This window comes from Brevibacterium siliguriense (assembly GCF_900105315.1).
Classification (GTDB): domain Bacteria; phylum Actinomycetota; class Actinomycetes; order Actinomycetales; family Brevibacteriaceae; genus Brevibacterium; species Brevibacterium siliguriense.
Genome location: NZ_LT629766.1, coordinates 2,146,923 through 2,165,601, shown reverse-complemented (window position 1 = coordinate 2,165,601; position 18,679 = coordinate 2,146,923). Strand labels below are relative to the sequence as shown.

Sequence of the window (18,679 nt, the reverse complement as noted above, 5' to 3'; positions counted from 1 at the left end):
GTCAAGGTGATTCCGCGGGCAGCGTCAGACCGCAGCCGCAGGATTCCTCAGACCGCAGGCCTGGGCATCGTCAGACCGCTGCCGCAGACTTCTTCATGCCCCTGACCAGTTCGGCACGCGCGGTGTGCGGATCGGAGGCGAGAAGGATATTCACCCACCGGGCCCGCGGATCCGCGTCGACCAGCAGAGCCTTGATCAGCAGAGTCGCCGGCAGTGCCAGCAGGGCTCCGAGCCAACCAAGGATCCATACCCAGAACAGCAGTGAGAGAAATGAGATCAGCGGGGTGACGCCGACAGATTCGCCGGTGAACTTCGGCTGGATGATCGCCTGGATGACGAAGTTCAGCACGCAGTAGGCGATGACCACCCACAGTGCCGACTGCCATCCGCTGTCGACCAGCGCCAACAGCGCCGGCGGTACGAGGCCGATGACGAAGCCGATGTTCGGAATGTAGTTCGTCAGGAATGCGAGCACGCCCCACACCCAGATGAGCGGGACGTCGATGATCGCCAAGGCGATGACGTCGAGGAATGCGACGATGAGGCCGAATACGGTGGCCACCACCCAGTAGCGGCGGACACCGCTGGCAAAGTCACCGATCGACGCCGACAGTGTGGGCTTCACGTCAAGCAGCATCGTCATCCGCTTGTCGATGCCCATCGAATCCATCGCTACGAAGAACACCGCCATGATCACCGTAGTCAGCAGTCCGGCGACCGACGAGAGATTCGTCAACAGGGGGTACACGGCGTCGAGGACGGAACGGACGTCGAAGGCCGAGAGCTGCTGCTGGATCACCGAGGAGGTCACTCCGATGTCCGAGAGCAGCGCCAACGCATTCTGGTACGTGTTGACGAGTTCGTTGCTGTAGCTGGGGATGAGGATGACGAGCTCGGCGACCGACCAAGCGGTGAGACCGAAGAACGCGAAGATCATGCACAGCACGAGCACGACCGAGATGCACGCCCCGATCGCCCGCGGCACCTTGATCCGGGTGAGCGCCCGCTGCACCGGGTAGACGACGATATAGAAGTTCAGCGCGAGGAACACCGGCGCCACGATGTCCTGGAGTCCGCGAAAGAACATCAGCGCGTACGCCAGACCCGCCATGGTCACCGCGATCATCAGCGCTCGCGCCGGCTGCCTCGCGTGCCAGGGCTTTGAATCGTCTGCCGCGTCGGCTTCTGGTCCGGATTGTGCGCCGGCGGCCCTGCCCGATTCAGCAGTGGAACCAGCGGATCCCACCATCACCGAGGCGGTCGAGCCCGTCCGATCCCTCGCCGAGGCGGCCTGTCCGTCCGCCCCCGGCTCAGTCGCCGGTCGTGAGGACGGCGCAGACTCGGCCGCGCGCGCGGCATCGCCGGTTGATCCGGTCGCACCGTCTGCGGCGCCCGACGCATTCGTCTGCTCGTCCTCGTTCACTCAGCGTCCCCGACGCTTCTCGCGGATGCGCATCGACACCTCGATGGGGGTGCCCTTGAAGCCGAAGGTCTCGCGCAGACGGCGGGTGATGAACCGCCGATAACCGGGATCGAGGAAACCGGTGGTGAAGAGCACGAACTTCGGCGGACGCGACTGCGCCTGAGTGCCGAAGAGGATGCGCGGCTGTTTGCCTCCGCGCACCGGGTGCGGGTTGGCTGCGACAAGCTCACCGAGGAACGCGTTGAGACGTCCCGTCGGAATGCGGGTGTCCCAGCCCTCGAGCGCGGTCTCCATGGCCGGCACGAGCTTCTCCGCGTGACGTCCGGTCTTCGCCGAGATGTTCACGCGCGGCGCCCAAGCCACATGGCCGAGGTCCCGTTCGACCTCCCGCTCGAGGTAGAAGCGACGTTCGTCATCGAGCAGGTCCCATTTGTTGAACGCCAGCACCACGGCACGTCCCGCTTCAATGGCGGTTGTGACGATGCGGACGTCCTGCTCGCTCAGCGGATCCTGGACGTCCATGAGGACGAGAGCCACCTCGGCGCGTTCGAGCGCGGTCTGCGTGCGCAGAGCGGCATAGAAGTCTGCGCCGCTGGCCTGATGGGCACGACGGCGGATGCCTGCGGTGTCGACGAAGCGCCACTGCTTCCCGCCGAGCTCGATGAGCTCGTCGACGGGGTCACGAGTTGTGCCGGCGACGTTGTCCACGAGTACCCGGTCGGAACCGATGAGCTGATTGAGCAGGGAGGACTTGCCGACGTTCGGGCGACCGACGAGGGCCACACGACGCGGTCCGCCCTCTTCGACACGAGTGTCGACGGCCGAGACCTCGGGCAGGATCGTGAGCACTTCGTCGAGCAGGTCGGCGACTCCCCGACCGTGCAGAGCCGACACAGTCCAGGGCTGACCGAGGCCCAAGCCCCAGAGTTCGGCGGCCATGAGTTCCCCGCGCTCGTCGTCGACTTTGTTCGCGGCGAGGAGGACCGGCTTCTTCTTCCGGCGCAGCATCTTCACGACCATCTCATCGGTCGAGGTCGGACCGGTTGTGGCATCGACGACGAGCAGGACGGCATCGGCCATGTCCACGGCGACTTCGGACTGGATCGCGATGCGCGAGGCCATGCCCTTCGAGTCCTGGTCCCAACCGCCGGTGTCGACGAGGGTGAACTCCTTCGTGTTCCACTCCGCCCGGTAGCTCACGCGGTCACGGGTGACTCCGGGAACATCCTCGACGACGGCTTCGCGGCGGCCGAGGATGCGGTTGACCAGCGTCGACTTGCCGACGTTCGGCCGACCGACGACGGCCAGGACCGGTGCGGCACCGAGCGCCTCGTCTTCGTCGTCATCGAAGCCGTAGGCGCGCAGCAGCGCACGGTCCTCGTCTTCGAGCTCATAGCTTTCGAGTCCGGCCTCGAGCGCGGTCGCCCGCTGGTCGGCCTCCTCGTCGCTGATGCTCTCGACACGCTCGACGAGGTCTTCGTCGGGTGTCTCGTGGAATTCGGGTTCGCTCATTGTGAGTCCTTCACCAGCTGCAGCACCGTCTCGACCACCTGGTCGAAGTCGATGTCGCTGGTATCGAGTGTGAACACTCCGTCGGCGGCCTCCAGGAAGCTCGTCGTAGCGGAGTCCTTGGCGTCACGGCCGGTGACGAGGTCTTGGGTGGCGGCGATCGCCTCGGCGTCGGCATTGCCGTGCACTTCCTTCGCCCGGCGGGCCACACGGACCTCATCGCGGGCGGTCATGAGGATGCGAACGTCCGCATCGGGCGCGACCACGGTCGTGATGTCCCGGCCTTCGACGACGATGCCCTCGGGTGCGGCGGCGATGTAGGCCCGCTGCATCTCGATGAGCTCCTCGCGGGCGTCGATGACGCCGGAGACTGTCTGCACGTTCGCTGACACGTCCTCACCGCGGATCTCCTCGGTGACGTCGATATCGTCGACGGAGACGAAGAATTCGTCAGGGCTGAGCGAGATCTCCAGGTCCGCACCGCGCACCTGTTCGAGCACGTCGACGGGGTCGGTGACCCCGCGGTTGAGGCAAACCCACGCCATCGCCCGGTACATCGCACCGGTGTCCAAGTACTGGTATCCCAGCCGACGCGCCACCTCCTTGGCGGTGCTCGATTTGCCCACTCCGGACGGTCCGTCAATGGCTATGACGCTCATGCAGTTCCTTCTTTCTCGATGGCGGATTCGGGGATCTGCCATCCCTTCGACAGCAATCCGATCTCCAGCTCCTGCTGGATGGCCGGGACAACGGACACGTCGACCATGCCCAGTTTCCGACCGGAGGCGTGATCCATCCGGAAGTCCTCGACATTGACGCCGAGGTCGCCGATGTCCTTGAACAGCCGGGCCAGGGTTCCGGGGGTATCCGGAACCAGGATCGTGACAACAGCATAGGTGGTCGGCGGCTGCCCGTGCTTGCCGGGAATCCGGTCGTGCCCCTCATTGCCCAGGGCGATCGCCTTGGCGAGCAGTCCCGTCGAGCCGGGTCCGAGTTCGAGGGCCCCGATGACCTCGTCGAGCTCGGTGCGCAGATCGATGAGCACGGAGCGGACCTCATCGGCGTTGCCGGTGAGGATCTGTGTCCACAGGCCCGGGTCCGAGGCGGCGATGCGGGTGACATCGCGCAGTCCCTGCCCGGCCAGCGAGATCTCCTCCAAGGGAGCGTGCCGCAGCTGGGAGGCGACCAGGGAGGACACGATCTGCGGCACGTGCGAAACCTTCGCGACCGCCGCATCGTGGATGCGCGGATCCAGGTGAAGCACCGAGGCACCCGTGCCCTCTGCCATGGCGATGACCTCGCCGAGGCGGTCGGCCGGGGTGTCCTCATCCGAGCAGATCACCCAGGGCCGGGCCGTGAACAGGTCCGACTGGGCTGCGATCGCCCCGGACTTCTCGCGTCCGGCCATCGGATGGCAGCCGATATAGCGATCGAGTTGAGCGCTGGTGACCAGTTCGCGCACCGCTTCGAGGAGGCGGGTCTTGACGCTGGCGACATCGGTGACCGTGGCGTTCGGGTAGTCCTCGAGCGCTGCGGCGATGACCCGGGCGGCGACGTCGGGCGGGGTGGCCACGACGACAATATCCGGGTGTTCAGGTGCACCGACCTGACCGGCACCGAGGTCCGCGGCGAGCTGCTGCGCGGTCGGCGAGGTGTCTTCGAGGGTCACCTGATGGCCTTGTGCGCTCAGCGCCAACCCCAGGCTGGCACCGAGCAGGCCGGTGCCGATGATATGGACCCTCACAGACCGACGGCCTCGAACAGTGCGCCGACCTCATCGGAGCGCAGCGGGCGGATCTTGCCCTGCTTCTGCTCGTCGAGGACGATCGGTCCGAACTTCAGCCGCACGAGGCGCTCCACCGGGTGCCCGATCTCGGCGAGCAGGCGGCGCACGATGCGGTTGCGTCCGGAATGGAGGGTGAGTTCGACGACGGACTTGCCCGGGGTCGAATCGACGAGTTTGAAGTCGTCGACCTTGACGAAACCGTCTTCGAGGTCGATTCCGGCCTTGAGGATGGCACCGGCGTCCTTCGCCAGCTGCCCCTTGACCTTCGCAATGTATGTCTTCGGGATCTCGTAGCGCGGGTGGGCCAGGCGGTTGCTCAGCTCTCCGTCGTTGGTGAGCAGGATGATGCCTTCGGTCTCCGTGTCGAGGCGACCGACGTGGAACAGGCGTTCGGTGTTGTTGCGCACGTAGTCGGCCAGACAGGGTCGGCCTTCGGGGTCGCTCATGGTCGACACGACTCCCGCGGGTTTGTTGAGCACGAGGTAGACCTTCTTGGTCTGTGTCGAAATTCTCACTGTGTCCACGTACACGGACTGCGTTTCGGGGTCGATCCGGGTGCCCAGTTCGGTCACGATGCTGCCGTCGACCTCGACACGGCCGTCGACGATGAGCTGCTCGCAGGCACGACGTGATCCCAGTCCCGCCTCGGCGAGTACCTTCTGCAGCCGCACACCCCCGCTGACGTGGGCATCCGATGTCTGACCGGCACCTGTACCGCCCTTGTTCGAGGCCTGGTTGGCCGTCGCTGCGCGCTGTTTTCGGCTGGGTCGGTTCTGGCGCCCGCCGGGGGCGCGGTGATCACGGTAGGGACTCATACTTCTATTCTCTCAAATCAATCAGCGACTCGTGACATCTCGGCGGACGAATCAGAATCGTCGTCGAGTGCGCCGTCGATCTCGGCGAGGACTTCGGTGTCTTCGGCACCGAGTTCGGCGACATCGGCGTCTTCGGGTAGGTAGGGAGCGATATCGGGCAGATCGTCGAGCGCGTTCATGCCCATCGTGTCGAGGAACTCACGCGTGGTGGCATAGAGCAGCGCTGAGGTGGACGCCTCCTTGCCGGCTTCGACGATGAGTCCGCGCAGCAGCAGGGTGCGGATGACGCCGTCGACGCTGACTCCGCGGATGGCTGCGATGCGGGGCCGTGAGATCGGCTGCCGGTAGGCGATGACCGCGAGCGTCTCGAGCGCGGCTTGGGAGAGCTTCGCGCTATGCCCGGCGGTGAGGAAGTCCTTGACGACTTCGTGGTAGTCGCCGCGGGAGAAGATGCGGAAGCCACCGGCGACGTGTCGGATCTCGAACCCGCGCTGCCGCCGGTCCTCATCCCCGTCGTAGTCGGCTTTGAGGGTGCGAATGGCATCGAGGACGGTGTCCTCGTCGAGGCCGAGGGAGCCTGCGAGGTCTTCGGCAGTCACGGCCGAATCGGTGATCATGAGCACGGCTTCGATGCCGGCGAGGATCTCATCGTCGATCATTCAGTGCTCCCCCATCGTCGTTCGCAGCGAGTTGGCCTGCAGAATCCGCTGCGTCTTCATCCCCGCTCCAGTCGCCTTCGGTGCGCAGGTCGACTCCGTCTTCGTTCATCTCGGTCCGGCGGATGAGCAGCCGGCCCAGAGGCTCGGGCTGGTCGAAGTCGCAGAGGCCGACCTTGAACAGCTCGAGCAGGGCGAGGAACCTCGCCACGACCACCAAATTGTTCTCTGCCGTTTCGAGCAGGTCTTGGAAGTCGACGTCTCCGGCGCGCAGCAGAGCGAGGATGTGCCCGCGCTGCTCTGACACACTGACCAGCGGCAGGTGGATGTGGTCGACGGCTACGCTCGGAGGAGTGTGATCGCGTTGGAGCACGGTGGCGAAGATTCCGGCCAGCTCACCCGGACCGATGTTGAGTTCCAAAGGCGGCAGAACATCTTGGAACTCCGGTTCGAGGTCGACATCGCGTGGGGCGCGGATCGATCCTGCGGCCATCGCCTCAGCCAGATATCCGGACACGGACTTGTATGCCTTGTACTGCAGCAGCCGGGCGAAGAGGAGATCGCGGGCCTCAAGCAGTTCGAGGTCGAGGACCTCATCTCCCTCCTCGTGCGGCAGCAGTCGTGCGGTCTTGAGGTCGAGCAGAGTCGCCGCGACGAGGAGGAACTGGGAGATCTCGGCGAGGTTCGCCTGGTCCTTCAGCTCCGTGGTGTAGGCGATGAACTCGTCGGTGACCTCGGCCAAGGCGATCTCCGTGACGTCGAGGCGACGTTTCGAGATCAGACCGAGCAGCAGGTCGAAGGGGCCGGTGAAGTTGTCCAACCGCACCTGGAATCCCTGTGCAGCGTCGTCGTCAGAAGCGACTGCAACACCCGAAGCGGCCTCGGTTGAAACGGGGGCCGCTTCCTCCTCGTCGGCTACGGAGTCGCTCAGGGTGCGCCTCCACGAGCGATGAGTTCCCGAGCCAGTCGACGATAGGCTTCGGAACCGGCGTGCTTCGGTGCGAAACTCGTGATCGGCTCGGCGGCCACAGAGGCGTCGGGGAACTTCACAGTGCGGTTGATGACGGTCTCGAAGACCTTGTCGCCGAAGGCTTCGGTGACTCTGGACATGACTTCCTTCGAGTGCAGGGTCCGCGAGTCGAACATCGTGGCGAGGATTCCGTCGACCTCGAGTGAGGGGTTGAGTCGGTCCTGGACCTTCTCGATCGTCTCGACGAGCAGGGCGACGCCGCGCAGCGCGAAGAACTCGGTCTCGAGCGGGATGACGACACCATGCGCGGCGGTCAGCGCGTTGACGGTGAGCAGGCCGAGCGAGGGCTGGCAGTCGATGAGGATGACATCGTACTCGTCGGCGACCTTCGACAGGGCGCGGGCGAGCACCTGCTCGCGGGCGACCTCGCCGACGAGCTGGACTTCGGCGGCGGAGAGGTCGATATTGGCCGGTAGGATGTCGATATTGTCGAAGTCCGTTTCGACAATCACCTCGTGCGGGTCCAAACGCGGGTTCATCAGCAGGTTGTAGATGCTGATGTCGAGCTCATAGGGGTTGAGTCCCAGACCGACGGACAGGGCGCCCTGCGGGTCGAAGTCGACGAGCAGCATCTTGCGGCCGTAGGCGGCCAGGGCTGCACCGAGGTTGATCGACGAGGTCGTCTTTCCGACCCCGCCCTTCTGGTTGACCATCGCGATGATGCGGGCGGGTCCGTGCGAATCCAGGGGTGCCGGCTCCGGGAAATCCTGGGGCTCGGCTGCTGCGGTCCTCTGCTGGGGGATCTCCAACGCCTCTTGCGTATTCATCACTCGGATGGCCACCTTTCGTTGCTCTTCGTCCAACCCTACCGCGCCCGAGGGTGCGAGGTCGCGTACACTTCCCGCAGTGTTTCCTCGGAGACTTTCGTATAGATCTGAGTCGTCGTCACCGAGGCATGCCCGAGCAGCTCCTGGACGACTCGGATGTCCGCCCCGCCCTCGAGAAGATGCGTGGCGAATGAGTGCCGGAACGTGTGCGGAGAGACCTCAGCGGCGATCTTCGCCGCCTCACCGGCGTCCTTGACGATCTGCCACGCGGAGACCCGGGACAGTCGGGTTCCGCGCGCGTTGAGGAACAGTGCCCCGGCCGGCGCAGAGGACTTCGCCTTCGCCGCCATCGACGGCCGCACTCGTGACACCCACGCTCCCAGGGCTCGGGCCGCATGGGATCCGAAGGGCACGATCCGCTCCTTCCCGCCCTTGCCGTAGAGTCGGACGAGCCCGGCGTCGAGGTCGAGATCATCGAGGTCGATCCCCACGGCTTCGGAGATGCGCGCCCCCGTGGCGTAGAGGAGTTCGAGGAGGGCGGCGGCCCTGATCTGCGCCGGTTCCTCGCCGTCCGTGGTCGCGATCATCGCTTCGATGTCGTCGAGCGCCAGAGCCTTGGGTAGGCGCAGTCCCTCCTGCGGCGGGCTGACCTCGGAGGCCGGATCCGTGGACGCGAGATTCTCCCCCAGCGCAAACGTGTGGAATCGTCGCACTGCGACGAGCGCACGTGCCCGACTCCGCGATGCCAGTCCCGAATCGAGCAGGTGGAGTGCATAGCTCTCCACCTTCTGTCGATCGACCTCGCCGAGGCGGCTCACCCCGTCCTCGGTCAGCCAGGTTCCGTACCGGGCGAGGTCACGGGCATAGGCGTCGATCGAGTTCATCGACAGTCCGCGTTCGAAGCGCAGGGAGGCGAGATAGGACTCGAAGGCGCGCCGCAGGTCTCCGGGCAGGTTCTCCGGCAGGAGTTCGGCGCCATGCCGAGCCACAGGGTCTCAGTCCTCGCCCGAGCCGACTCGTGTGGCCAGGCCGCCCTCGCCAGCGGAGCCGGTCGTCTCCGCCGATGCCGAACCAGTCGTCTCGACGGTGGCACCACGGCCGAATCCGGGACGGCCGTCGACGAGTCGCCTCGGCGCATCGACGGGACGGAACTCCACCGGTGCTCCCGACGCTTCGGCGCGCAGCACTCGGTCGACCTGGAAGATCGCAAGCTGGGCGATCGCGTTGGTGATCCGCCCATCGGCCACGGCCGCGAGTGCTTCGTCGATGCCGACCCAGGCGTAGCGGAACCCTGCCTCTTCCTCGCCGCGTTCGTGACGGTCAGCTTCGGGCACAGAGGACAGCCCGCGGGCCAGGTAGAGACGCATCGTCTCCGAGCTGCCGCCCGGGGTCAGGCAGGAGTCGCTGAGGACGTCCCAGCGGTCGGCCGTGAGGTCGGCTTCCTCGACGAGTTCCCTCTTCGCCGCTTCAAGCGGGTCCTCTCCGTCGATGTCGAGCAGACCGGCGGGGACCTCCCACAGTCGAGCCCGGACGGGGTGCCGGTACTGCTGGGCCAAAAGGATCCGCTGCTGGTCGTCGACGACGGCGATCCCGACGGCTCCGGTGTGAGCCATGAGGTCGCGGACGAGTCCCGAGGCTTCGGGCAGGTCGAAGGTCTCCTTGCGGATGTCCCACACTGCGCCTTCGTAGACGACTTTGGAAGAGGTGATCGGTGGGGTCACCGGTTCGTCCTGCAGGATCTCTTCATTCGGTGTGCTCATCGGCTGCCTCCCGGAGTTCGACGGTGGTGGAATGGCGAATGCCGCCGGCGCTGTCGCCGACGGCATTCGCTGTGAGATTGGACAACGGTCACTGACGCTCGAGCGCCGCGGCGACCAGACCCGCGAACAGCGGGTGCGGTGAGGTCGGACGCGACTTCAGTTCGGGGTGTGCCTGAGTGGACACGTAGAACGGGTGCAGTTCAGAAGGCAGTTCGACGAATTCGACGAGCTCACCGTTCGGTGAGGTTCCGGAGAACTCGAGCCCCGCCTCGGCGAGCTGGTCGCGGTAGGTGTTGTTGACCTCGTAGCGGTGACGGTGACGTTCGCTGATCGTCGTGTCTCCGTACACGCCGGCCACGACGCTGCCTTCGGTGAGCTTCGCCTCGTAGGTGCCCAGGCGCATGGTGCCGCCCAGGTCGCCTTCGCCTTCGACGATCGAGAGCTGCTCGGCCATGGTCGCGATGACCGGAACCGTGGTCTCGGGGTCGAATTCGGACGACGACGCCGCCTCGATTCCGGCGACGTTGCGTGCGTATTCGATGACCATGCACTGCAGGCCCAGGCAGAGGCCGAGGGTCGGAATGCCGTTCGTGCGGGTGTATTCGAGTGCGCCGAGCTTGCCTTCGATGCCGCGGATGCCGAAGCCGCCGGGCACGCAGATCGCGTCGAGGCCCTCCAGAGCCCCTGCGGCTCCGGCTTCGGTGGAGCAGTCATCCGATTGGATCCACTTGATCTTGACCTTCGCGTCGTTGGCGAAGCCGCCGTGGCGCAGAGCCTCGGTGACGGAGAGGTAGGCGTCGGGCAGGTCGATGTACTTGCCGACGATGCCGATGGCGACTTCCCGTGACGGGTTGTGCACGCGTTCGAGTACCCAGTCCCACTTCGTCCAGTCGACGTCGCGGAAGGGCAGGTTGAGGTTGCGGATGACGAACACGTCGAGGCCGCCGTCGTGGAGGACCTTCGGGATGTCGTAGATGCTCGGGGCGTCGACGCAGGACACGACTGCTTCGGTCTCAACATCGCAGGCGCCGGCGATCTTCGCGCGGATCGAATCCGGCAGTTCGCGGTCGGAGCGGAGCACGATCGCATCGGGCTGGATGCCGATGGAGCGCAGGGTGGCCACCGAGTGCTGGGTCGGCTTCGTCTTCAGCTCCCCGGAGGGCCCGAGGTAGGGCACGAGGGAGACGTGGATGAAGAACACGTTGTCCCGACCGATATCGCGACGGACCTGGCGGGCCGCCTCGAGGAAGGGCTGGGATTCGATATCGCCGACGGTGCCGCCGATCTCAGTGATGATGACATCGGGGCGGTCCGCCTCTGGGCGTTCGGCCTGTGCACGCATTCGCGCCTTGATCTCATCGGTGATGTGCGGGATGACCTGGACTGTGTCACCGAGGTACGCGCCGCGGCGCTCTTTCGCGATGACCGAGGAGTAGATCTGCCCGGTGGTCACATTCGCTGCACCGTCGAGGTTGTTGTCGAGGAAGCGCTCGTAGTGGCCGATGTCGAGGTCGGTCTCTGCACCGTCCTCGGTGACGAAGACCTCACCGTGCTGGAAGGGGTTCATCGTGCCGGGATCCACGTTGAGGTAGGGATCCAGTTTCTGCATGGCCACGGTGAGGCCGCGCTGAGTGAGCAGGTGGCCGAGGCTCGATGCCGTCAGACCCTTGCCCAATGAGGAGGCGACGCCTCCCGTGACGAAGATGTGCTTTGCCGTATGTGTGCCGCCGGGGCCAGTTCGATTCACCACGGGATTTGATTCTATCAAAGTCCGGCTCACGAATCCGAGACGGCGTCGACCTCGGCGTACAGATCGAGCAGCGTCTCGGAGATCGCCGCCCCGTTGCTCACGTCGATGACCCGCTTCTTTGCTGCCACGGCGGAGGTTCCGCGTCCGGCCGGGTCGTCGAGAAGATGATTGATCTCACGCAGCAGCGCTTCCGTGTCGTCGGCGGGAACGGCCTTCGCGGCTTCTCCCCAGATGCCGGCGCGGCGTTCGCTGCCGATGAAGACCGCGGGCTTCGACAGCTGCATGAGGTCTTCGTGAGACAGTCCCGTCATGGTTTCGCTGGCGATGACGACATCGGCGGCGGCCGCCACGTCGACAAGATCGCCGGCGGGGGCGACGAGGACGCCGCGGTCGGAGAATTCGCGGGAGATCGCCGCGCGGTCCTTGCCGGTGCCGGTGAGGACGAAGACGACGTTGCGGTCGCGGCGGCGCTGGTTGATCTGATCGGCGGCGTCGAGCACCGTCGCCAGGGCCGTGTGGTCGCGCAGCGCGATGGGGCTGGCGACCATCCAGGTGCCTTCGGCCAGCCCGAGTTCGCGGCGGACCTCGGCGCGCGGCGTGCGCACGGTGAGGTCGACGTCGATGTCCGGGTGGACGAGTTCGGCGCGTTCGACGACGGGGACACGGCCGCCGTAGTAGTCGACGACGGGTTCAGTCGTGCCGAGCACTGCCGTGGCAGTGCGGCCGACGATCTCGGCTCCGGTCTTCTCGATGACGTTCGCGGAGTCGAAGGATTCGATGGTGGCGACGACCTTCGGGTGCAGGCGGGCGGGCAGACCGGTGAAGGCCAGACCGGCGAGGGTCGCCGCATGCAGTCCGTGTGCGTGGACGATGTCCACGTGCTGGTAGTACTTGTGAAGAGTGAAGGCGGTGTTCGGGTCGGCCATCGTGAAGCGTCTGCGTGCCGCGAGTTCGATCTCACGGAATTCGCCGGCCAGTTCCTCGGGGACTCCGAAGGTGCCCAGCAGTGACCGGTGTGCGGCGACGGCGACCTTATAACCGGCCCGGAGGTGACCGAGCACGGCGAGCTTCGCCACTTCGACAACGGGACCGGTGGTCTCGGCGAGCACGTGCAGAATCCTTGTGTCTGCGCTCAGTGGGTTGACCTCGCCGGATTCGCTCATTTCCTCATCCTCTTCTTTCGTTCGACGCTGGTTCTAGCCTACCTGGGCAGACACGAGTTCCGTGTAAAGACCTGCGAGTTCTTCGGCAACTTCCCTCTCATCGGGAAGCTCGGCTCCACGTGCCCGGGCACGTGCCCCGAGTTCGGCTCGACGGGCGGGATCGACGGCGAGTTCGGCCACAGCTGCGGCGAATGCGGCATCGTCGTCATGATCGATGAGCACCCCGGCGTCGCCGACGAGTTCAGTGCTGCCGCCGGTGGCGGTGGCCACGATCGCCTTGCCGGCCATCAGTGCCTCCTGGAGCACGAGGGCGCGGGCCTCCCACACGCTGGTGAGTGCGAAGATGTCCGCGGCGGCCGCGAGTTCAGCGACGTCGTCGCGGGGTCCGAGGAAATGCAGGGCGGGAATCGCCGAGGCGGCTGCGACCTCCTCGTACTGAGCGCGGACTTCGGCTAGCACCTCTTGGTCGGCGGCACCGGCGATGAGGGCGACGATCTCGTCCTGCCGGTTCCCCTCGCCCTGCCGACTCCCCTCGCCGAGGCGAGCGAGTCCGCGCACGAACATCGGGTAGTTCTTCTGTCCGGCGACGCGACCCACGGCGAGCACGATGAGCGCCCCAGGATCGAAGTCGAATTCCTCGGACAGGCTCGCACGGGTAGCGGCGGCCGCCTCGGCGGACACGGGCGTCACCGCGGGAGCGGCGGCGGGGACGAACCGGGCGGACTGTGCGCCGAGCTCGCGGGCACGATCGACGAGGTCGGTGCTGGCGCCGAGGACGAGGTCGGCTCCGCGGGCGAGCATCGTCTCGACCCGGGTTTCGACGCGACCGCGCAGTCCCTGGCCGCTGGCCTGGTTGTGGAGGCTGAGGACGAATTTCGGTCGGGTCCGCAGCGTGCGCTGGGTCAGCAGGGTGATGAGCCCCGCCCGGAAGCCGTGGGCGTGGACGATCTGTGGGGAGAAGCTGCGCAGCAGTGTGCGCTGCCTCCGGATGAGAGCGGCGTCGGAGGCCCCGATTCCGGTGCCGAGCTCGAGGACGCCGAACCGGACTCCGGGCAGCAGGGAGAAGCCGAAGTGTTCGTCGGTGGCAGCCGGTCCGATGACGCCGATCTCGTGCCCGGCGGCGGCGAGGTCACGGGCGAGTGCGTGCACATGGGTGCCGACTCCCCCGGTCGAGGTGCCGATGGTGAAGACGATTCTCATGAGTCTTCCTCCCTGTCGGTGTCGCTGGATCCGTTGTCTCTATTGTGCGTGCCGGCCGCCTGGACTGTCGTTTCGTCGTTGACGCCGGCCCGATTGCGGTCAGCGAGCAGACTGCGGACTTCGCCGAGGAAGCCGCGATCGGCGATGAGCACGATGAGGCCGAAGACCGCACAGCCGATGAGTGCTGAGACGATGCCCGCGATGACGGCCGAGCTCGCGGAGTTGTCGAAGAGTCCTCCGAACCACTGCGATGTGACGACTCCGGCGGTGCCTGCGACGAGAACGGCTCCGAGTGCGAGCAGAGACCGACGCCCGACGAGGGCGAGTCCCGCGGGACCGAGGACGCGGCGCATGTTCACGAGCAGGAACACTCCGGCCACCGTCATGCCCAAGGCATAGCCGCTGCAGATGCAGATGAGGGTCAGTCCCGGATTCCCGTTCGCATTCGTCACGAGGATGGCCCCGATCATCCCGACGATGACGAGGATCCAGCCTGTCGTCGAGGCAGCCGCTGAGTGCCGGGAGCGTTCGAGCGCGTAGAAGACGCGGGTACCCCAGGCGACGAAGCACCACCCGGGCACGGCCAGGGCCATGACCATGATCGCCGGTGCCATCGAGTCGAAGGGAGCGGCGGATGTGCTTTCGGCGTCGATGGCAATGAAGAAGGTCTGCAGGGGGCCTGCCGCAGAGAGCAGGATGACCGTGCCCAGTCCTCCGACGGCGATGATGAGCGCGGTCGTCGTCGAGGTCACGGATCGCATCCGGGCCCCGGCTTCCGCGCGTCTGTGTTCGGTCGCCTCGGGGTCGGTGGATCGCCCCACCCAGGTTGAGAGGGTCGGGAAGATCACGGTCGCTACGGTCACTGCGAGCACGGCGTAGGGCAGGAGGTAGACGGCGTTGATGTAGCTGAAGAGGACGAGCGTGCCGTCCCCGCCTGAGTGGTTCGCGAGGCTCAGGGTCGCGAGCACCGCTGCCTGCTGGGCCAGCAAGGCCGACATTCCGGCGCCGGCCAAGCGCAGCGCACGGTGGGCGACTCCGGGCGGGAAGGAGAACGTGGGGCGCAGCTTCAGACCGGTCGAAGCCATCGGCAGGGCCAGTGGCAGAGCGAGGGCCGCGACGCCGATTGTGGTGCCCCAGCCGAGCCAGCCCAAGTGGGTCTGCCAGGTGTCGTCGCTGCCGCCGACGGTGCTGTACGCGATATAGCTGCCGATGACGACGAGGCTGGACAGCAGCGGGGCGAATGCCGGCCACAGGAATCTACGGTGAGCCTGCAGCACTCCGGTGAGGACGGCGCCGATTCCGTAGAGGACGAGCTGCGGGGAGAACATGAGCAGCAGCTCCACGGTCGCCTGCACTCCCGCGGCGCTGGTCGTCGTATCGACGAGGATCCTCGCGATCTGCGGGGCGAACACGGCCAGCAGGATCGACAGCGGCAGGGTGACGCTGATCGCCCAGGTCAGCAGGCCCGAGGCGATGCGTCCGGCGGTCTCTCTGTCCGATCTGGCCAGAGGCACCGCGAGCAGCGGAATCACCGCTCCGGCCAGGGCTCCGCCGGCGACGACCTCGAAGAGGATGTTCGGGACCTGGTTGGCGCTCTGGTAGGCGGTGCCGACAGTGCCGGCGCCCACATTTGCCGAGAACACCAGCCAGCGCAAGAAGCCGACCAGTCGGGTCAGCAGAGTGATGATCGATACGAGCAGCGCCGTGGAGGCGATGACTCGAACGAGCTTGTTCACACGACCTCGCGGCCGAACGAGTCGATCCCCCGCAGTCCCGGGGTCGATTCGATGACGGTGGTGAAGGAGACCTTCTCGCTGGCAAGGGTGAGCCAGGCGAGGACGGCGAGGATGAGGCGTCGTTGTGCAGGGGTGGCGGTTTCGGCGAGAATCACGCCGATCGCCGCGCCCAGGGCGTTGGCTCCGGTGTCACCGAGCATCGCGTCCCCGGCGAGGTCGTCGGGCCAGGCGGCGGCCGTGGCTCCGACGATCGCACCAGAGGGCGCCCAGGACACGCGGCGTTCATGGTCGGTGAAGGCCAGGGTGAGCGCTCCGGCCTTGAGTGCCCTGCCGGGCCGCAGGTCGAGGAGGTTGAACAGGTTCGCCGATCCGGCGATCACTCCCCCGGTGACGATGATATCCGCGGTGGCCGCGTACCAGGGACGGTCTTCCTTCTGGCTGAATCCGAAGAACCCGGTCGGGCGGGTGCGCCCGCGCAGGATCGCGGCGGCCGCGATCGATGCGAGCGGGATGCCGGTGACCTTGATCGTGCCGGTCGTGATCTCCCCGCGGACCAGTGCCGACAGATGTCCGCGCAGGCCCTTGGAGGATCCGGATTCACAGAAGTCGTCGACGGCACCGAGGCCGCCCGCCGCGGCCGTGGCCAGCAGGGTCGCCGTCCGCTGGCGGGGATCTTCGATGAGCAGGCTGCCGGCCAGCAGTCCCGTCGCGACGGCGGGGCCTTCGGCGAGCGAGACGTCGTGTCCGGCGTGGTTGGTGCGCACCACGCTCTGATGGGTGCGCAGCCGTGATCTGAGCACGGCCTTCGTCGCGGTGTATCCGGCGAGTCCGGCGACGACGGTGTTGACGATGGAGCGGATCATTGCGCGTCTCCCTTCTGCGTGTCATCGGACGGCTTGTCTTCGATCTTGCCCGGCAGGATGCTTTCGGCGTCCTCGGCGAATCCGAAGTGCCCGTGTCTTCCGTCTTCTCCGGACGCCAGTGCCCGCACGGTGATGACGGGGCCGGCACCGAGGCCGAGTCCGTCGACGGTGCTGGCGCGGGATTTCTCCGACCGCAGCACGTTGACGAGTCCGTTCTGTGCCGATCCGGCGTCACCGGCGACGACCACCGAGGTGGCTTCGGCGGTGAGCGCGGTGATGAAGTCGGTGACGAGGGTGCGGGTGCCCTTGTCGTCGCTGGCCTGCGGGCTGGGCTGAGTATCCTCGGCGAGGGTCGAGTTCTCATTGTCGATGACGATGAACAGCGAGGTCGTCTTGTGGTCCGTGTCGGTGCGCAGGCGGTCGGCCTCGACGAAGGCGTCGTAGAGCTTCGCGGCCTGCTTCTCCGCGTCGGCCTGGTCGTCCTCGTCTTCGAGCATCGAGGCGTCGCCGGTCAGGGCGATGACGAGGGCGGCGCGGATCGCGGTCGAGTCGTCCTTCGGCAGGTTCGGCACAAGCTTGCGCAGCTTCTTGAGGAACTGTGCGGAATCGGCGAGGCTGAGCGTGTTCGGCACGAACGAGACGTCGCCGGCGATGGTGCCGTCGGCTTCCTTGACCCGGTTGCTGACCTCTTCGACCTGCTCGGAGTCCGCCTCGGGGGCGGCGATGATGCTCACTTCCTGCCCGTCGAGGGTGCCGTTGATGAGTTCCGGAGCGGCGGCGGTGACGAATTCGTTCTGCTTGTCGATATTGCCCTTGGCCGCGTCGAGATCCGACCGCAGGTTGTCGCGGTCCGAGCGCAGAGCGTCGACCTGGCTCTGCAGGGACTCCCCGATCGGCTCCTTAAGCGGTCCCGCACCGAGGACGATGCCGACGGCGAGGGCGAGGAACACCGAGACGAGGGAGACGAGGTGGTAGCGGAAATCAATCACGGGGTCAGTCCTTGGATGAGGCCGGCGGATTCGGTCGATGCTGCAGGGTCGCCGCCGAAGAGGGAGCCGATCCAGCCGAAGAGGCCGTCGAGTTGGGCGCCGATGAGGCCGAGGAACGTCTGTCCGGCCGAGGTCGCGGTCAGCGCCACACCGAGGGCGACGAGTCCGGCGATGATGAGAACGGCCAGCTGCAGGCTGGAGATGCGCTGCCGGTAGAGCAGGGACACGCCCTTGGCGTCGATGAGCTTCGAGCCCACGCGCAGTCGGGTGATGAACGTCGAGGCCATGCCCTTGCGGCCTTTGTCGAGGAACTCCATGACGGTGTCGTGGGTACCTACAGCGACGATGAGCTCGGCGCCTTTGTCATCGGCGAGCAGCATGGCGATGTCTTCGCTCGTGCCCGAGGCCGCGAAGGACGCGCATTCGACTCCGAGGGCTTCGACGCGTTCAGTGCCCGGAGCGGTGCCGTCGCGATAGGCGTGGACGACGATCTCGGCGCCCGAGGTCAGGGCGGTGTCGGACACGGAGTCCATGTCCCCGACGATCATGTCCGGTCGATAACCCGCCTCGATGATGGCGTCGGCTCCGCCGTCGACGCCGATGAGCAGCGGCCGGTATTCGCGGATGTAGGAGGCCAGCATCGCCAGGTCCTCCTTGTAGTGGTACCCGCGGACGACGATGAGCACATGCCGGTCGGTGAACTTCGTCTTCACCTCGGGCACGACGAGTTCGGCCGAGAGCAGGTCGGAGTCCTTGCGGATGTATTCGATCGTATTGTCGATGAAGTCCACGAGCACGGAGTTCATTCCGGCCTCGGCGGCATGCATGTCCTCGGCGATCGTCTCGGCCGTCTGCAGGACTCCCGTGGCCACCTCGGTCTCGCCCGCGTACACGGTGTCGCCTTCGATGGAGATCTCGGCGTTCTCATCGACGGCGTCGAAGATCTCCGCTCCGGCGGCGTCGATGAGGGGGATGCCGGCGTCGACGATGATGCTCGGGCCGAGGTTCGGATATCGGCCGGAGATCGATTTGTCCGCATTGATCACCGCGGCCGGTCGGCAGGCGACGAGAGCTTCGGCGGAGATGCGGTCGATATCGGAGTGTTTGATGATGGCGATATCGCCTGCTTGGAGGCGTTTCGTCAGATTCTTCGTGCGTCGGTCCAAGCGGGCAGGGGCGGGACCGGACCGAGTCGGTGCGGTGAGGTTCTCACGGTGTCTGCGCACTTTCAT

At 66.3% G+C, this 18,679-nt stretch carries 17 protein-coding genes; all 17 read right to left on the bottom strand.

The window, feature by feature from the left end:
• Positions 1-70 precede the first annotated feature (70 nt).
• The 17 genes from BLU88_RS09575 to steA all read right to left on the bottom strand — a co-directional run bounded on the left by BLU88_RS09575 (position 71) and on the right by steA (position 18,679).
• Positions 71-1,423, bottom strand: a complete 1,353-nt coding sequence (locus tag BLU88_RS09575; protein ID WP_231939341.1) for an AI-2E family transporter — start codon at positions 1,421-1,423, stop codon at positions 71-73.
• Positions 1,424-2,935 (bottom strand): ribosome biogenesis GTPase Der, encoded by a 1,512-nt coding sequence (der, locus tag BLU88_RS09570; RefSeq protein ID WP_092012948.1) that lies wholly within the window; start codon positions 2,933-2,935, stop codon positions 1,424-1,426.
• Positions 2,932-3,591, bottom strand: coding sequence for a (d)CMP kinase (cmk, locus tag BLU88_RS09565; RefSeq protein WP_092012945.1), 660 nt, complete (start codon positions 3,589-3,591; stop codon positions 2,932-2,934). The genes der and cmk overlap by 4 nt, the downstream gene beginning before the upstream one ends.
• Positions 3,588-4,676 carry a prephenate dehydrogenase gene (locus BLU88_RS09560; RefSeq protein WP_092012942.1) on the bottom strand — a complete coding sequence of 363 codons (1,089 nt, stop codon included), beginning with the start codon at positions 4,674-4,676 and terminating at the stop codon, positions 3,588-3,590. The genes cmk and BLU88_RS09560 overlap by 4 nt, the downstream gene beginning before the upstream one ends.
• Positions 4,673-5,533 carry a pseudouridine synthase gene (locus BLU88_RS09555; RefSeq protein ID WP_092012939.1) on the bottom strand — a complete coding sequence of 287 codons (861 nt, stop codon included), beginning with the start codon at positions 5,531-5,533 and terminating at the stop codon, positions 4,673-4,675. The genes BLU88_RS09560 and BLU88_RS09555 overlap by 4 nt, the downstream gene beginning before the upstream one ends.
• A 17-nt stretch (positions 5,534-5,550) precedes the next feature.
• Positions 5,551-6,192, bottom strand: a complete 642-nt coding sequence (gene scpB / locus BLU88_RS09550) for an SMC-Scp complex subunit ScpB (protein ID WP_092012936.1) — start codon at positions 6,190-6,192, stop codon at positions 5,551-5,553.
• Positions 6,179-7,015 carry a segregation and condensation protein A gene (locus tag BLU88_RS09545; RefSeq protein ID WP_167356883.1) on the bottom strand — a complete coding sequence of 279 codons (837 nt, stop codon included), beginning with the start codon at positions 7,013-7,015 and terminating at the stop codon, positions 6,179-6,181. The genes scpB and BLU88_RS09545 overlap by 14 nt, the downstream gene beginning before the upstream one ends.
• Positions 7,016-7,116: 101 nt before the next feature.
• On the bottom strand, positions 7,117-7,986 hold the full coding sequence (locus tag BLU88_RS09540) for a ParA family protein (protein ID WP_092012933.1): 870 nt from the start codon (positions 7,984-7,986) through the stop codon (positions 7,117-7,119).
• Between the two features lie 38 nt (positions 7,987-8,024).
• Complete coding sequence (xerD, locus tag BLU88_RS09535) at positions 8,025-8,975, bottom strand: site-specific tyrosine recombinase XerD (protein ID WP_092012930.1); 951 nt, start codon at positions 8,973-8,975, stop codon at positions 8,025-8,027.
• 6 nt (positions 8,976-8,981) lie between these two features.
• On the bottom strand, positions 8,982-9,746 hold the full coding sequence (locus BLU88_RS09530; protein WP_092012927.1) for an NUDIX domain-containing protein: 765 nt from the start codon (positions 9,744-9,746) through the stop codon (positions 8,982-8,984).
• Positions 9,747-9,834: 88 nt separating this feature from the next.
• Positions 9,835-11,514, bottom strand: a complete 1,680-nt coding sequence (locus BLU88_RS09525; protein WP_407922826.1) for a CTP synthase — start codon at positions 11,512-11,514, stop codon at positions 9,835-9,837.
• An 8-nt stretch (positions 11,515-11,522) separates the two neighbouring features.
• Complete coding sequence (locus tag BLU88_RS09520; RefSeq protein WP_092012921.1) at positions 11,523-12,659, bottom strand: glycosyltransferase family protein; 1,137 nt, start codon at positions 12,657-12,659, stop codon at positions 11,523-11,525.
• Positions 12,660-12,692: 33 nt separating this feature from the next.
• Entirely contained in the window at positions 12,693-13,859 is a 1,167-nt protein-coding gene (locus BLU88_RS09515) for a glycosyltransferase family 4 protein (RefSeq protein WP_092012918.1), read from the bottom strand.
• Positions 13,856-15,595 carry a murein biosynthesis integral membrane protein MurJ gene (gene murJ, locus BLU88_RS09510; RefSeq protein ID WP_092012916.1) on the bottom strand — a complete coding sequence of 580 codons (1,740 nt, stop codon included), beginning with the start codon at positions 15,593-15,595 and terminating at the stop codon, positions 13,856-13,858. Before murJ ends, BLU88_RS09515 begins: the two co-directional genes overlap by 4 nt.
• Positions 15,592-16,458: a hypothetical protein gene (locus BLU88_RS09505; protein ID WP_092012913.1), complete on the bottom strand. Its 867-nt coding sequence runs from the start codon at positions 16,456-16,458 to the stop codon at positions 15,592-15,594. The genes murJ and BLU88_RS09505 overlap by 4 nt, the downstream gene beginning before the upstream one ends.
• On the bottom strand, positions 16,455-17,447 hold the full coding sequence (locus BLU88_RS09500; protein ID WP_092012910.1) for a copper transporter: 993 nt from the start codon (positions 17,445-17,447) through the stop codon (positions 16,455-16,457). Before BLU88_RS09500 ends, BLU88_RS09505 begins: the two co-directional genes overlap by 4 nt.
• Positions 17,444-18,679 (bottom strand): putative cytokinetic ring protein SteA, encoded by a 1,236-nt coding sequence (gene steA / locus BLU88_RS09495; protein WP_092012907.1) that lies wholly within the window; start codon positions 18,677-18,679, stop codon positions 17,444-17,446. Before steA ends, BLU88_RS09500 begins: the two co-directional genes overlap by 4 nt.

What these genes read in the sequence shown, in the direction of transcription:
- der (WP_092012948.1), bottom strand. Translation starts at nt 2,935, where the DNA reads ATGAGCGAACCCGAATTCCACGAGACACCCGACGAAGACCTCGTCGAG.
- cmk (WP_092012945.1), bottom strand. Translation starts at nt 3,591, where the DNA reads ATGAGCGTCATAGCCATTGACGGACCGTCCGGAGTGGGCAAATCGAGC.
- BLU88_RS09555 (WP_092012939.1), bottom strand. Translation starts at nt 5,533, where the DNA reads ATGAGTCCCTACCGTGATCACCGCGCCCCCGGCGGGCGCCAGAACCGA.
- scpB (WP_092012936.1), bottom strand. Translation starts at nt 6,192, where the DNA reads ATGATCGACGATGAGATCCTCGCCGGCATCGAAGCCGTGCTCATGATC.
- BLU88_RS09540 (WP_092012933.1), bottom strand. Translation starts at nt 7,986, where the DNA reads ATGAATACGCAAGAGGCGTTGGAGATCCCCCAGCAGAGGACCGCAGCA.
- BLU88_RS09530 (WP_092012927.1), bottom strand. Translation starts at nt 9,746, where the DNA reads ATGAGCACACCGAATGAAGAGATCCTGCAGGACGAACCGGTGACCCCA.
- BLU88_RS09520 (WP_092012921.1), bottom strand. Translation starts at nt 12,659, where the DNA reads ATGAGCGAATCCGGCGAGGTCAACCCACTGAGCGCAGACACAAGGATT.
- BLU88_RS09515 (WP_092012918.1), bottom strand. Translation starts at nt 13,859, where the DNA reads ATGAGAATCGTCTTCACCATCGGCACCTCGACCGGGGGAGTCGGCACC.
- BLU88_RS09505 (WP_092012913.1), bottom strand. Translation starts at nt 16,458, where the DNA reads ATGATCCGCTCCATCGTCAACACCGTCGTCGCCGGACTCGCCGGATAC.
- steA (WP_092012907.1), bottom strand. Translation starts at nt 18,679, where the DNA reads ATGAAAGTGCGCAGACACCGTGAGAACCTCACCGCACCGACTCGGTCC.